This window comes from Halopiger goleimassiliensis, from assembly GCF_000455345.1.
GTDB classification, from domain to species: Archaea; Halobacteriota; Halobacteria; order Halobacteriales; family Natrialbaceae; genus Halopiger_A; species Halopiger_A goleimassiliensis.
Genome location: NZ_HG315690.1, coordinates 559,496 through 573,860, shown reverse-complemented (window position 1 = coordinate 573,860; position 14,365 = coordinate 559,496). Strand labels below are relative to the sequence as shown.

General features: G+C 66.3%; 13 protein-coding genes. 3 read left to right on the top strand and 10 right to left on the bottom strand.

Annotation, left to right across the window (positions count from 1 at the left end; all coding sequences use genetic code 11):
- The first annotated feature begins 167 nt into the window (after positions 1–167).
- Both TX79_RS02805 and TX79_RS02800 read left to right on the top strand, forming a co-directional pair.
- Positions 168–950, top strand: coding sequence for a class I SAM-dependent methyltransferase (locus TX79_RS02805; RefSeq protein WP_049925634.1), 783 nt, complete (start codon positions 168–170; stop codon positions 948–950).
- Positions 951–1,134: 184 nt separating this feature from the next.
- Entirely contained in the window at positions 1,135–1,974 is an 840-nt protein-coding gene (locus TX79_RS02800; RefSeq protein ID WP_049925632.1) for a class I SAM-dependent methyltransferase, read from the top strand.
- Positions 1,975–2,497: 523 nt separating this feature from the next.
- Here the strand turns inward: TX79_RS02800 and TX79_RS02795 are convergent.
- Both TX79_RS02795 and TX79_RS02790 read right to left on the bottom strand, forming a co-directional pair.
- Entirely contained in the window at positions 2,498–2,842 is a 345-nt protein-coding gene (locus tag TX79_RS02795; protein ID WP_049925631.1) for a hypothetical protein, read from the bottom strand.
- A 9-nt stretch (positions 2,843–2,851) separates the two neighbouring features.
- Positions 2,852–4,396, bottom strand: a complete 1,545-nt coding sequence (locus tag TX79_RS02790) for an acyl-CoA carboxylase subunit beta (RefSeq protein ID WP_049928244.1) — start codon at positions 4,394–4,396, stop codon at positions 2,852–2,854.
- A gap of 226 nt (positions 4,397–4,622) precedes the next feature.
- Here TX79_RS02790 and TX79_RS02785 point away from each other — a divergent pair, with 226 nt between their 5' ends.
- Positions 4,623–5,831, top strand: coding sequence for an ABC transporter substrate-binding protein (locus tag TX79_RS02785; RefSeq protein ID WP_049928243.1), 1,209 nt, complete (start codon positions 4,623–4,625; stop codon positions 5,829–5,831).
- Between the two features lie 38 nt (positions 5,832–5,869).
- Here the strand turns inward: TX79_RS02785 and TX79_RS02780 are convergent, their stop codons facing one another.
- From TX79_RS02780 to TX79_RS02745, 8 genes are all read right to left on the bottom strand, one after another.
- Entirely contained in the window at positions 5,870–6,574 is a 705-nt protein-coding gene (locus TX79_RS02780) for an ABC transporter ATP-binding protein (protein WP_049925629.1), read from the bottom strand.
- On the bottom strand, positions 6,574–7,386 hold the full coding sequence (locus TX79_RS02775) for an ABC transporter ATP-binding protein (protein ID WP_049925627.1): 813 nt from the start codon (positions 7,384–7,386) through the stop codon (positions 6,574–6,576). Before TX79_RS02775 ends, TX79_RS02780 begins: the two co-directional genes overlap by 1 nt.
- On the bottom strand, positions 7,379–8,647 hold the full coding sequence (locus TX79_RS02770; protein ID WP_049925625.1) for a branched-chain amino acid ABC transporter permease: 1,269 nt from the start codon (positions 8,645–8,647) through the stop codon (positions 7,379–7,381). Before TX79_RS02770 ends, TX79_RS02775 begins: the two co-directional genes overlap by 8 nt.
- The gene (locus TX79_RS02765; protein ID WP_049925623.1) at positions 8,644–9,762 is read right to left on the bottom strand and encodes a branched-chain amino acid ABC transporter permease; all 1,119 of its coding nucleotides are present in this window, start codon (positions 9,760–9,762) and stop codon (positions 8,644–8,646) included. The genes TX79_RS02770 and TX79_RS02765 overlap by 4 nt, the downstream gene beginning before the upstream one ends.
- A 225-nt stretch (positions 9,763–9,987) precedes the next feature.
- Positions 9,988–10,290 carry a hypothetical protein gene (locus TX79_RS02760; RefSeq protein ID WP_049925621.1) on the bottom strand — a complete coding sequence of 101 codons (303 nt, stop codon included), beginning with the start codon at positions 10,288–10,290 and terminating at the stop codon, positions 9,988–9,990.
- 87 nt (positions 10,291–10,377) lie between these two features.
- Positions 10,378–11,202, bottom strand: coding sequence for a metallophosphoesterase (locus TX79_RS02755; protein ID WP_049925619.1), 825 nt, complete (start codon positions 11,200–11,202; stop codon positions 10,378–10,380).
- Between the two features lie 7 nt (positions 11,203–11,209).
- A complete protein-coding gene (locus TX79_RS02750) occupies positions 11,210–13,027 on the bottom strand; it encodes a hypothetical protein (protein ID WP_049925617.1) in 1,818 nt (605 codons plus the stop codon).
- Positions 13,024–14,352 (bottom strand): Single-stranded DNA binding protein, encoded by a 1,329-nt coding sequence (locus TX79_RS02745; protein ID WP_049928242.1) that lies wholly within the window; start codon positions 14,350–14,352, stop codon positions 13,024–13,026. The genes TX79_RS02750 and TX79_RS02745 overlap by 4 nt, the downstream gene beginning before the upstream one ends.
- Positions 14,353–14,365: the final 13 nt, after the last annotated feature.

Below are 14,365 nucleotides of genomic sequence, written 5' to 3'. Positions count from 1 at the left end.
GCCTCGAAGCCGGTATCGCCGGACGCCGCGAGCATATTCGGGACAACGGCCATACGGTGACGGTTCGACGATCGAAACGACCCGCGTCGCTCCCGGCGATAGTCGGTGATCGCCTCGAGCGCTCCCAGCGAAGGCTCGCCGTAACGGGGCGACGACGCGAGTGATCCATGTCCGAAGACTCTATCGCGGACCAGCCTGCGTACCGACTGCTCGCCGACCTCGGGAAGCGTACGCTGCGGCCCGGCGGTGCCGAACTCACCGCTGCGTTGCTCGAGGCCCTCGCCGTCTCGGCCGCGGACGACGTCGTCGAGTTCGCTCCTGGGCGGGGCCAGACGGCCCGCAGAACGCTCGAGGCGGGACCGAACTCCTACACCGGCGTCGAACTCGATCCGGACGCGGCGGCCGCGTTACGGGAGGCACTCGAGGGTCCGTCCGGAGTCGACCCCGAAATCGCGGTCGGGAACGCGGCGGAGACGGACCTGCCTCGAGGGTCGGCCGACGTGGTCTACGGCGAGGCGATGCTGACGATGCAGCCGGACGTCGGAAAGCGGGCTATCGTCGAGGAGGCCCGGCGACTGCTCCGGCCCGGCGGCCGGTACGGGGTTCACGAACTCGCCCTCGCCGACGACGTGGACGACGAGACCGCAGCCGCGATTCGCCGCGAGGCCGCGGACCTGTCGAACGTCTTCCCGCAACCGCTCTCGGCGTCGGAGTGGGTTCGGCTGCTCGAGGGCGAGGGCTTTTCGGTGACCTGGCAGGCGACCGCTCCGATGGCCCTGCTCGAGCCCCGGCGCGTCGTCGCGGACGAGGGACCGCTGCGAACCCTGAAGATCGGATTCAACTTGCTCACGAATCCGCGGGCTCGATCCAGGGTTCAGTCACTGCGGCACCTGTTCGACCGGTACGACGACGAGGTGCAGGCGATCGCGCTCGTCGCCGAACGGGACTGACGAGCCGAGAGCGAGATTGGGGGAATCCCGGTCGCCCGCCTCTCGTCCGTAAATCACCCGAATTTAAGACGGGCGAACACCTCGTCGCACGTACTCGCGTTCTCACGGTGATAGCGACGCAACTATCACTCGATTCACGAACAGCCCCTCGAGCACCGCGTCCCGCCGTCGGAGGTGCGCGCTGATGGACCGATTCCCGCTCGAGAAGTTACCGCAGCGATCGGCGTGGGCGGCGTACCTGCTCGATCCGGATCGCGATCCGCCGGGCGAACCGACCGCCTACACCGACCTCGAGACGTATCAACGGATCTACGGCGGCGTCCTGGAGGCGCATCGCGACGACCCGCGGTCGACCAGAGAGATCGTCGAAGCGATTCGAGGCAGGCCCGATTCGGAACGGACCGTACTCTCGAGGGGCGAACGCCTCTATCTCGCCACGACCGACGAACTCGTCGACCGGGAGTACGACGTGGTTCGATCGGCGCTCGAGCCCGTCCTCGCCGGCGACGAGACCGTCCTCGACCTCGGCTGTGGCTGGGGCTGGACGCTTTCCGCGATCGCGTCCGGCTTCCCCGAGGTTCGCGTCGTCGGCGGCGAGTACGTCCCCGAGGGCGTCGCGTTCGCTCGCGAGACGTTCGCCGACGGCCGGGACCGGATCTCGGTCGATCGCTTCGATTTCTACGGTGACTGGGACTCGATCGTCGACGGCGGCGACGACTGCGTCGTCTTCACGAAGGGCGCGCTGGTGACGCTACCGGAGTCGGAGTCGGTCGTCGATCGACTCGAGCGGTTCGCGACCGAGGATCGAATTACGGCGGGCGTCCACCTCGAGCAGGTCGGTCCCCATTCGGAGACCGTCCTCGGGCTCCTTCGACGCCGGTACTCGCGGGAGCGAGGGTACAACGACGACCTCCTCGAGCAGTTGCAGGAGTCGTCGGTGCTCGCGGTGACCGACGTGACGTACGACGTGCACGGATCCAATCCGCTGCACCCGCTGACGCGAATCCGGTGGACGGTTGCGTAACCGTTCGAATCGGTTCTGTTACGCTGGAACGTTCGACACGTCGTTGTGCGTATTGATCGCAGGGATCGTAGCGGATTTTGGTGGAACAAAGCGCTCTGCTATCGTGGACACGGGGAGTTACCACGCCCCTCCCCAACCGATTTCTGCTCACGGGCGCGGCGGGGCGGCTGCGCCGCCCCGACATCGCGGCGCGTAGCGCCGCGCTCTGCCCGTTCGCATGGTTCGCGGAACCTTCGGTTCCGCGCTAACGCTCCCTCCGGTCGCTCATCCCTCGCGCGGTTTAATCGAGCGGTCTCCCTTTCGGTCGGCCGCTCGACAGCGCGCGCCATCGCAGGCGGTTGGGCAGGTTCGAACCGGTAACCACACGCCCTGTACGTACCACTCCTCCACCGAAACTGTGCCCGAGCGAAAATCGTTCCCCCCTGAGACCGGTCGGGGAGGATCGTGACTCGAGGGACGGGAATTCGCGTCCACCAGCACGAACGCGCTCGAAAACGCAAATGCGAACTTCCGGTATCGTTGGTCAGAACCGATCCGTCCGACCGGCCGCCGACCACGCGTCGGTCGGTGCGCCACGCGGAACGCGGACGTGGCGGTGTTGCTGAGAGCGGATGCGCCCGCTGAACGCCCAGCGGTTACCGTCCCAGGTCTCTTCTTCGTCGGCCGCGGCGGCAGCGGCGAGCGCGTGATCGTGGAGATGTGCGCCGATGGCCGCCGCGATCGCGGCCGCTTCCTCGTCGTCGGCGGAATCGGGGATGTCGATCGAGACGTTCCCGGGGAGGACGCCGGCCGGACCGTCGTCGCTCCGACCGTCCGCCTCCGCGGGTCCGTCCGACTCGAGCGATTCCGCGCGTTTCTGTGATGCCATCGTTCCGGGTTACAGCGGGATGTTGCCGTGTTTCTTGTCGGGGTTCTCCTCGCGTTTGGTCTGGAGCATCTCCAGATCCTGGATCAACCGTGGCCGCGTCTCGGTCGGATTGATGACGTCGTCGAGGAAGCCCTTGTCCGTTGCGGTGTAGGGGTTGGCGAACTCCTCGCGGTACTCCTCGATGAGTTCGTCCCGGAGTTCGTCGGGGTTCTCGGCTTCCTCGAGTTCCTCGCGGTAGAGGATGTTGACTGCACCCTGTGGCCCCATGACGGCGATCTCGGCGGTCGGCCAGGCGTAGTTGACGTCGGCACCGAGATTTTTGGAGGCCATGACACAGTAAGCGCCGCCGTAGGCCTTCCTGGTGATGACCGTGAGGAGGGGAACGGTCGCCTCGGCGTAGGCGTAGAGCAGTTTCGCGCCGTGACGGATGATCCCGCGGTGTTCCTGGTCGGTGCCGGGCATGTAACCGGGGACGTCGACGAAGGTGACGATGGGGATGTTGAACGAGTCACAGAAGCGGACGAACCGCGACCCCTTCATCGAGGAGTCGACGGTGAGCGTGCCGGCGTTGACGCGGGGCTGGTTGGCGACGATGCCGACCGATCGGCCGTCGAGGCGGGCGAAACCGACGACCAGTTCCTGCGCGAAGTTCTCCGCGACCTCGAAGAACGACCCCTCGTCGACGACCGAATCGACGACGTCGACCATGTCGTAGGGCTTTTGCGGGCTAGGCGGGACGATCTCCTTGAGTTCCTCGTCGCGGCGGTCGGGGTCGTCCCACGGTTCGACGCGGGGCGGGTCCTCGACGTTGTTCTGTGGGAGATATGAGAGGAGTCGCTTGATGTCGTCCAGCGCCTGTTCTTCGCTCTCGCAGGCGAACTGGGCGACGCCGGTCTTGTTAGCGTGGGTCATCGCCCCGCCGAGTTCCTCGTGGGTGACCTCCTCGCCGGTGACGGTCTTGGTCACGCCGGGGCCGGTGATGTACATGTGGCTCGTGTCCTGGACCATGAAGATGAAGTCCGTAATCGACGGCGAGTAGACCGCGCCCCCGGCGCAGGGTCCCATGATCGCGGAAATCTGCGGGACGACGCCGCTTGCCTCCTGGTTGCGGCGGAAGATTTCGGTGAAGCCGGCGAGCGACTTGACGCCCTCCTGGATGCGCGCCCCGGCCGAGTCGTTGAGACCGACGATGGGTGCCCCGACCTCCATCGCCATATCCATGACCTTACAGATCTTTTCGGCGAAGACCTCGCCGAGTGAGCCGCCGAAGACGGTAAAGTCGTGTGCGAAGACGAAGACCGTGCGACCGTCGACCTCCCCGTACCCCGTCACGACGCCGTCGCCAGGGATCTTCTTCTCCTCCATCCCGAACTGGCTGGTCTGGTGGGTTCGAAGCTGATCGAACTCCGTGAAGGTCCCGTCGTCGAGGAAGTAGTCGATCCGCTCGCGGGCGGTCATCTTCCCCTTCTCGTGTTGCTTCTCGATCCGTTCTTCCCCACCACCCATGCGGGCCTCCTCGCGGAGCTCCTCGAGTTCGTCGATCCGGTCCTCCATCGTCATGATCGATCCCTCGCTTTACCGGTCATCGGACGGAAGAACGTTGAGGCAAATGAAAAACGTTCTGCAATTACCCATGGCGGGTCCGTGTGTCGGTTTTCCCGCTGTCGGGAGCGTCAGATATCAACCCAAACACAAGCGTATACTGTGTACCGGTCGGCGCAAGAATTGTGATTATCGATCGCCCAAAATCTATATACTTTGAATCTCTCTGGTGGGTTGTATGGACCGAAACGTTAGTAGACGAGGGGTGCTTGCGGGAATCGGAGCAGGAACTGCACTGTCGGTCGCCGGCTGTCTCGGATCGGACGACGAGGACGTAAAAGTCGGCGTCCTCCAGCCGGCAACCGGTGACCTCGGTGACCTCGGGGCACCGATCATGGACGCCGGCGAACTGCCCGGTCGGCAACTCGAGGACGAGGGCGTCGATTACGAGATCGACATCCGCCGGGAGGACACCGAGGACGACGAACAGGTCGGGATCGAACGGGCGCAGACGCTCGTCGACGCCGGCTACCCGTCGATCACGGGCGCTGCCAACTCGGCGGTGACGATCGCGGTCGCACAAGACATCCTCTTCCCGGAGGAGGTCGTCGCCATCTCGCCGGCGAGTACGTCGCCGGACATCACCGACATGAACGGCGACTATCTGCTTCGGACCTGCCCAACGGACGCGTTGCAGGGTGTCGCACTCGCGAACCTGGCGTACGAAGAGATGGGGCTGGAAACCGCCTCGACGTTCTACCTGAACAACGACTACGGACAGGGACTGAGCGACGAGTTCGTCGCGAACTTCGAGGGCGAGATCCTGGAAGAGCAGGCCTTCGAGGGTGAACAGCCGTCCTACGACTCCGAACTCGAGACGGTACTCGCCGACGATCCCGACGCCCTGCTGGTCGTTGGCTACCCCGACAGCGGCGAACAGATCTTCGGGGACTACTACGAGATCTTCGATAACGACCACCAGATCTTCGTCGCCGACGGGATGCAGAGCCACGACCTGCCGGGCGACGTCGACAACCCCATGGAGAACGTCGCCGGTACCGCACCCGCGGCCGCCGGCCCGGGCCGAGAGACGTTCGACGAACTGTACACCGAGGAGTACGGCGTCGACGAACCCGGCGTGTTCACGGCCAACGCCTACGACGCGACCGCCGTCCACATCCTCGCCCAACTCCGCGCCGACGAACTCTCCGGTCCGGCCGTCAGCGAGCAGGTTCGCGAAGTCGCGAACCCCGGCGGCGAAGTGATCGAACCGTCGAACCTCGCGGAAGGGCTCGACCTCGCCGCCGACGGCGAGGAGATCGAGTACCGTGGCGCGTCGAGCAACGTCGCGTTCGACGAGAACGGCGACCTGGATGCCGGCGTCTTCGACGTCTTCGAGTTCGGCGACATCGAGGGCTACGAGGTCACGGACCAGATCGAAATCTGAACGCGGCGAGAACCGACCGAACGCGACTTTTCGTTCCGTTATCCGCCGAGGAAGTCCTGTCTGACCTGTTCGTCGGCGAGCAACGCGTCGCCCTCGTCCTCGTAGCGGTTCTGTCCCTGGACGAGGACGTAGCCTCGATCACAGCGACGGAGCGCCTCCTTGGCGTTTTGCTCGACCATCAGGATCGCGGTGTCGTCGTCGTTGATCCGGTCGATCCGATCGAACATGTCGTCGACGAGGTCGGGCGCGAGGCCGGCGCTCGGTTCGTCGAGCATCAGCAGGTCGGGATCGAGCATCAGCGCACGGGCCATCGCGACCATCTGCTGCTGGCCGCCGCTCATCGTCCCCGCCTTCTGGTCCTGGCGCTCCTCGAGGATGGGGAACCGGTCGAAGATCCACTCGATCCGATCCCGGGGTACCTCGTCGAGGATGTACGCCCCCATCTCGAGGTTCTCCATCACTGACAGCGACGGGAAGACGTTGTCGTTCTGGGGGACGTAGCCGATGCCGGTGCGGATGATGTCTTCCGGCCGGCGCTCGCTGATCTCCTCGTCGCCGAAGGTGATCGAGCCGCCCATGTACGTCGTCAGCCCGAAGATCGACTTCATCACGGTGGACTTGCCGGCCCCGTTGGGACCGACGATGGTCACGTACTCGCCGTCGTCGACTGTCATGTTCACGCCGTCGAGGATCTGGAGGTCGCCGTAGCCGGCGTCCAGATTGGAGACCTCGAGCAACGTCATCAGACGTCACCTCCGAGGTAGGCCTCGATGACGGCTTCGTTCGACTGGATCTCCTCGGGTAGTCCCTCCGCGAGCACCTGTCCCTGGTGCATGACGATCACGCGTTCACAGTGGTTCATGATCACGTCCATGTCGTGTTCGACGATCAGGAAGCTGTAGCCGTCCTCTCGCAGGTCGTGGATCCGCTCGAGCAGCTTCTTCTCGAGCGAGGGGTTGACGCCGGCCATCGGCTCGTCGAGCAGGAGCATCTCCGGATCGGTCAGCAGCGCCCGGGCGAGTTCGAGGAGTTTCCGCTGGCCGCCAGACAGGGAGCCGGCGTACTCGTGGGCGAGGTGGTCGATCTCGAACAGTTCGAGCGTCTCCCAGGCGCGTTCGCGCAGTCGCTTTTCCTCTTCGACGACCTCGCGGCGGGCGATCGGCGCGACCGACCGCCAGATCGACTCGCCCAGCTGGTCTTTCGGCCCGAGCATCATGTTCTCGAGGACGGTCATCTCGGGCAGTTCGCGGGCGATCTGGAACGTCCGCACGAGCCCGCGGTTGGCGATCCGTTCGGGCGACTCGCCGGTGATCTCCTGGCCGTCGAAGACGATGGAGCCGCCGTTGGGGCGGTGGACGCCGGTGATGCAGTTGAACGTCGTCGACTTGCCGGCCCCGTTCGGCCCGATCAGTCCCGTGATCGAGCCGCGTTCGACCTCGAAGCTCGCGCCGTCGACCGCGACGATCCCGCCGAAGCGCTTCTCGAGTCCCTCGACCCGGAGCACTGGATCGGTGACGGCGGTCGCGTCGGACGCCTGCGTCCGCTGGTTACTCATCGGTCTCACCTCCGCGCCGCGTGAGGTCGGTCGCGGCGGCGATCTCCTTCCGGTCGCCGAGCAGCCCCTGTGGACGATAGATCATCAGCAGGATCAGCGCGACGCCGATCATGATCCACCGGATCTCCTCGAGGCTGTCGACGGCGTAGCCGATCAGCGGGAGCGGATCGAGCGAGGCGAGTTCGGCCAGCGCGTCGACGATGGTCGGTGGGGCGCGCACATCGATGTTCGAGCGTGCGATCGTTCGCAGGAAGCGGGGGCCTTCCCAGAGGAAGGCGGCGAAGACGAATCCACCGACGATGCTGCCGGTGTTCGACCCCTCGCCGCCGACGATCAGCGCGACGAAGATGTAGAAGGTGACGATCGGCATGAAGCTCTCCGGCGTCACGAGCGACCGGCTTCCCATCCAGAGGATGCCGGCCAGTCCCATGATGCCACAGCCGAGCGCGAACACCTTGATCTTCGCACGCTGGGTGTCCTTTCCGAGCGAACGGGCGGCGACTTCGTCTTCACGGATCGCCTTGAGGATTCGTCCGAACGGGGAGAACGCGATCCGCTGTAACATCACGTAGGCGGCGACCACGAACGCGATGATCACCAGCGCGTACAGCAGTCGGTCGACGATCGACGTGGTGAGGCCGGCGAACCCGCCGAGGGTGTACAGCCCCTCCCCGAGTTGGCCGAACAGCGGCTGCTCGAACAGCCAGGGGATGACGCTGTCGACCGGTGTGTAGCTGATTCCGCCACCGCCTCCGGTTCCGTAGACGCGGCCACCCACTTCGATCTCTCGGAGCGTTCCCGACGTGAGCGAGAGCCTGACGATCTCCGAGAAGCCGAGCGTGATGATCGCGAAGTAGTCCGACCGAACCCGGAGCGCGGGGAGCGCGAGAAGCGCGCCGATCAGCGTGGCTACGAGGACGCCGCCGACGACGCCGACCGGAATCGGCAGCCCGAGACCGGCCGGTTGCGCTTCGGGCGAAGCGGTCAGTATCGCCATCGTGTAGACGCCGATCGCCATGAAGCCGGCGACGCCGATGTTGAACATGCCGGTGTATCCCCAGTGGAGGTTGAGTGCCAGGGTCACGAGCGCGAACGCCGCCGCGTAGAACGTCACCGTCACCAGGAAGCCGGCGATCTCGTTGATGCCGACGCCGGTCAGCAGGCCGAGGAGGCCGAAGCCGACGTAGGTGGCGGCGACGATCTTGGCGAGCAACGCCAGATCGGACGTCCACTGCGTGTTTTCGACCGATTGCTGGCTCATGCCGTCTCGACACCTCCGAACAGACCGTCAGGTTTGAAGACCAACACCAGAATCATGATCACGAACGCGGCGACTTGGTTGAGGTCCGAGGGAATCCACACCAGCGAGAGGTTGATCGTGATCCCGATGACGAGCGATCCCGCGAGTGCACCGTAGATCGATCCGATCCCGCCGAGGATGACCGCGGCGAAGATCAACAGCAGCAGGAACCAGCCGAGATTGATCGTGATCTGGGACTGGTCCAATACGATCAGGTAGCCGGCGACGCCGGCCAGGCCCCCGCCGATAGCCCACGTCGCGGTGATTACCCGTTCGGTGGGAATGCCGGTGACTAGCGCGAGGTCACGGTTGTCGGACATCGCTCGCATCGACTTCCCCAGTTTCGTGTACTGCAGGAGGACGTGAACCCCGACGATCAGCACGATCGCGGAAATCACGAGCGTCGCCTCGTGAAGGTTGATCTGACCGATCTCGAAGGGCAAGAAGGGCAGTTCCCACGGCCCCACGAACGGCGCGGCGGCGACGATTCCCCGGGAGTCCTGCGTATAGATGATCGCGATGATGTATCGTAACGCCAGCGCGACCCCGACGCTCGCGATGAGCAGCGGGATCCCGCCCTCGCCACGCATCCGCTTGTAGACGAGTCGATCGATCGCCAGCGCGATGAGGATCGTGCCGGCCGCGGCGGCGAGTAGTCCGATTACGATCGCGAGCGGCGACGCGACGATGTCCATCCCCAGCGCGCCCGCTCGAGCCCCGCCGTCGGCGTCGAGCAGGAGTCGGCTCCCGAGATCCGCTGTGCCGATCCCGCCGATCAGGTAGGCGACCGTCCAGCCGCTGAACGCCCCTGCGGTCACCAGATCGCCGTGGGAGAAGTTCGCGAACCGAAGGATACTGTAGGTCATCGAGAGTCCGATCGCTGCCAGCCCGATGTACAACGAGTCGACGACTCCGTTCCAGACGAGCGATAACAGATAGCTGGCTGTCAGATCGCCCAAGATGACCCGTCGAACGAGATCCAGAGCGAGAGCGACGATCCCAACCAGCAGTACCATCCCCAGTACGTCCTGTGCAGACGTGTCTGAGAATGTTCCCCGTTTGTTGCCTGTACTCATACGTCCGACTGTTATATTCCGAGTTGAAATAGTTCACGACAAACCCACCGCCTGAGGGGCTTCGCCTGCCGTAGAATCTGCGGTAAGCGAAACGATTACAAACGGCCGTTTTCACCACGCTGGTGATCGAGTCCAGTTCGACGTGACGACCGACCCCTCGGAGTCACTTCGCCGTCATCACGATCCGGCGGCGATCAGGCCGGCACCTCGGTACAGCAATCCGTTTCAACTCACGCCCCACTCGTCGTCCTCGAGACGGACCGTCGTCAGTTCGTCGCGGTCGCCGAGCAGTCGAAACGAGAAGCCGCCGTCGTCGCGTTCGTACTGGAGGTCAAGCGTCGTCACGTCGGTCGTGATCTCTTCGGTGTACGACGAGTCCGTCGGCCCCTCCTCGGTCGGCTCGAGGTCGTAGTCGTCGTAGGCCACGTGGGTCGACTCCTCGATGACGTCGTCGGCGTTGTAGACGTCGACGTCGATTCCCAACCCGTCGACGTCGCGAATCTCGAGCCGGTAGGTTTCGATCGGCATACGGCGAGGTTCGCCGTGATTCGCGGAGGGCGTGGGGCTTCCATGTGCAGGCTTCGTTCGCCCGCGCCAGCCCGTCCGTGAGGGTGTTCAGACCTGCTCGTAGGGACCGAGTCGCGTCCCGTCGAGCAGGTACGCCTCGCCGTCAGTGAGGCCCGCCGGGAGAAACGGCGAGAGAAACGACTGGTTCGGGACGTTCACCCAGGTCCCGCCGACGAGGTCGTTGAACGCCGGCACGACCACGAGCCGCGGCGGGGTCCCGTCGCCGAACCACGGCACGTCCTCGTACTCCGGCCGGGGCCGAAACGGCCCCGGATCGGCACGCCCTCGCAGCCAGGTGCGCTCGACGCGGCTCCCGCCGACCTCGTCCTCGAGCCGCACGCAGGGGTGTTCGTGCCCGAGACAGAGCACCCCGCAGGAGAGGACGTCGGGCGCGGGCCAGGTGTGGCCGTGACAGACGCCGACGCCGTCGAGCGCGACGCCTGCGCCGGGAACGACGTCGATCGGCGGGGTCGGCTCCGCCCCGAACTCGTCGTCTTCCGTGAGCCAGGATTCGATCGCGCCGTCGTGGTTGCCCTTCACGATCGTGACGGGCAGCGTCGACGGCAGCGACTCGAACAGCACCTCGAGTTCGCCGCGTTCCGCACCGCCCGGCTCGCCGATCGAGTGCATCAGGTCGCCGAGGACGACGAGGCGGTCGGCGTCGGTCCGCTCGAGGAGCCCCAGAAGGCGTTCCCGTCGGTCCGCCGCGCGGCTGGGTACGTCGACGCCGCGTTCGTAGCGAAGTGCCGCCTCGTAGCCGGCGTGGTAGTCGGCGATCAACAGGGCACGATCCGACCCGACGGTCGCGACCGCGGCCGGTTCGCCGGGGACCGGTTCGACGCGCGGTGCCGGCGGGCGACGATCGTCTCCCATCGCGCGATCAGATCGCCTTGAGGGTGTCGTCGTCGGGCTCGTAGCACTTGCCGTCCATCAGGGCGTCCTGGATGGCTTCTTCGACCTCGTCCGCGGACGCGCCCGTATCGGTCGCGACGGACTCGACGAGGGCCTCACGATCTGCGCCGTCGCCGTCGTCCATCTCGGACATCGTCTCGACGACGTACTCCTGGAGATCGACGTCTTCGGCGGGCGCGTCGTCCTCAGCATCGGTCCCGTCGTCTTCGTCCGCCTCTTCGTCCGCGTCCGCCGCTTCCGCGGGTTCGTCGTCGCTATCGGTCGACGCTTCTTCGGCTTCGGCCGCCGTCTCGTCCGGTTCTGCCGCTTCGTCCGAGGGCTCCTCCTCGGCCTCGAGAGTCGACGTCGGCGCTGCATCCAGGTCGTCGGACCCGCCCGGCTCGTCGTCCTCGAGGCTCGAGGACGGCGGCGAGCCGATGTCGTCGTCGGTGGACTCGACGTCGGCCGCTGATTCGGCCGTCTCGCCGCCGGACTCCTCGGCTGTCGGGTCGGCGTCCGCGTCGGGTTCGGGGACGTCGATGTCCGCCTCGCCGGGGTCGTCGACCTCTGTGCCGGTCGTGAACTCCGCGCCGAACTCCTCCTCGAGTTGCTGGCGCTCCTCGTCGTCCATCTCGTACATCCCGTCGCCGAACTCGTCGGCGTCGACGCCGCCGAGGTCGGCCGGGGTCTCCTCGTCCGCCGTCGGCTCCGCTTCCTCGTCGACGCCGGCCGTCGGTTCGGTATCGGCCTCGTCGGTCGGCGCTTCCTCCACCCCGTCGGCCTGTTCAGCGTCTGCGGCGTCCTCGCCGGTCGGTGGCTCGCTCGTCGCGTCGTCCGTCGCGGTGTCGACTGCGCTCTCGGTGTCGTCCGTCGCGGATTCGATCTCCGCCTCGAGGTCGTCGTCGATATCGCTCGTCGACGCGGTCGACGCCGAGGCGTCTGCCGACCCGACGTGGGAGTCCGTGCCGCCGCTCGCAGTCGCCGCGGCGACCGCGTCGGAGTCCGGCGTGGCCGGCGTCGATTCCGCGTCAGTCGGGCTTTCGACGGCCTCGAGGTCGAGGTCCACGTCCTCGGCCAGCGACGCGAACGTCGCGTCGGCGTGGGCCGAACTCCGTTCGTCCGGGGCGACGTCGAGGCTGGACACCTGCTCGCGGTCGCCGGAGACGACCGCGACGGCCTCGAGCGCCCGGTCGCGGAGCGCGGCGAGGTACGACGGGGTCGTACCGTAGTGGTCCTGCGCAAGCGGGATGCCCGCCGCGAGGCCGCGTTCGACGCCCGCGTCCTCGAGGACGGTCCGCAGTCCGTCGCCGCTCGCCTCGACGTCCGCCGCGGCGGCGTAGGTGCCGATCCGCTCGAGCGTGGCCTCGGCGGCGCTGACGACCCAGCGGTCCCTGGTGTCGGCGTCGACCAGGGCGATGCTCTCGGGGCGGATCGAGGTGTAGATCCGGTCGCCGTCCTCGGGTTCGAAGGTGCGGGCCTTCCCCGTCACCGCGACGAACGCGGGCGGGTCGACCTGCTCGAGGAAGGCCAGTTCGTCGGGCTGGTACTGGCCGGCGTAGACGACGAACGCGCCCGTGGGGTCGACCACGCGGGCGCGAACCATCTCCTCGTTGACGTCGGTGACCTCGGTGAGCGTCCCGACGACGAACAGGCGGTTCGTCCGCGCGCCCGTGGGGGAGACGACGTAGTTCGGCGCGCGCTCCTCGTCGCTCTCCGTGTGCGAGAGCGACGCGTCGTCGTACTCGGCCGCGAACAGGCGGTAAGCGACCTCGCGGCTCGGAATCTCCTCGTCGTCGCTCGCGCTCATGCGTCCACCTCCTCGGGGACCTCGGCGTCGCCCGCGTCGGTCCAGCCGGCGTCCTCGAGGAACGCTCGTGCGCGCTCCTCGGGGTCGTCGTCGCTCTCCGCGAACGATTCGGCGTCGAGGTTGGCACCGTACTCGTCGACCGAGAGGTGACCGCGGACGCGGTACTCACGGCCGACGATGCGTTCCCGGATCGTATCGGCGACGACCTCCTGGTCCATCGCCTCGCGGGCCTGCTCTAAGGCGTCCTCGAGGGTCCCGCCGTAGACGTCCTCGGTGAGGTCGTCGTCCAGCACGACGGTCAACGCGGCGGTACCGTCGTCGAGAATCGCCTTGACCCGCAGGTCGTCGACGCCGTCGACGTCGCCGTGGGTGCGACACTGCCCCTTCTGGATGACGCGGTAACACTCGGGACAGCGCTGGATGAGCCCCGAGCCGTCACGCACCGCGATGACGTTGCCGACGACTTCGACGTCGTAGATACCGCCGGTCCGGATCGCCTCGCGGACCGACAGCGTCGTCGTGTCGGCACCGACCGCGATCTCGCGGTCGATCGGGGTAACCGTAGAGAACTCCGAGACGTTGACCTCGGGGACGCCGCGGAACTCCTGGACGTAGGCGTTTTCGATCCGTACCGGCCCGCCCTCTTCGATCGTGGGGACCGGATCCCAGTTCGTGAACGGGAGCCGGCCGCTCTCGTCGCCGAAGACGCCGCTCAGAATCTCCGTCTCGCCGTCACGGCCGTCGATCGTCCGGCGTTCGCACTCGAGGACGTCCACCTCGACGGTGACCGCGCGGTCGCCGGTCTGAAGGTCGGCGAGCTGGGTATCGCCGCCGATCAGATCGGCGTACGCTTCGGGCAGGTCGAGCGACTCCTCCTCGAAGGAGAGCGAGGTGCTCTCGCCGAGGTTGAGTTCGGGTTCCCCGTCCCACTCGCGGACGCCGGCGTTGCCCGCGGTGATCGTATCGCCCGGCTCGAGGCCGAACTCCTCCCAGGCGGTGTAATCGATGACGCCGGTCTCGTCGGCGAGTTTCCCCTCCACGATGACGTGATCGTCGCCCTGATAGCGGATCGACCGCTTCCCCGCCGAGAGGACGACGGCCGTCACCGTGACGTTGCTGTCCTCGGGGACGACGTCGGCGACGGCCTTGCTCTGTGGCGCACCGCTGCTCGCGCTCGAGCCGTCGCCGTACTTGCGCCGGAGGCTGCCTTTCGCCTCGTCGATCGGAACGCTGTACTCCACTAAGTTCTGCAGGTCGGATTTGACCTCCTCTTTGTCGACGCCGAGGTCGGAGGCGAGTTCCTCGGCATGGTCGTCGAGTTCCATCGTCCGTGTTTCG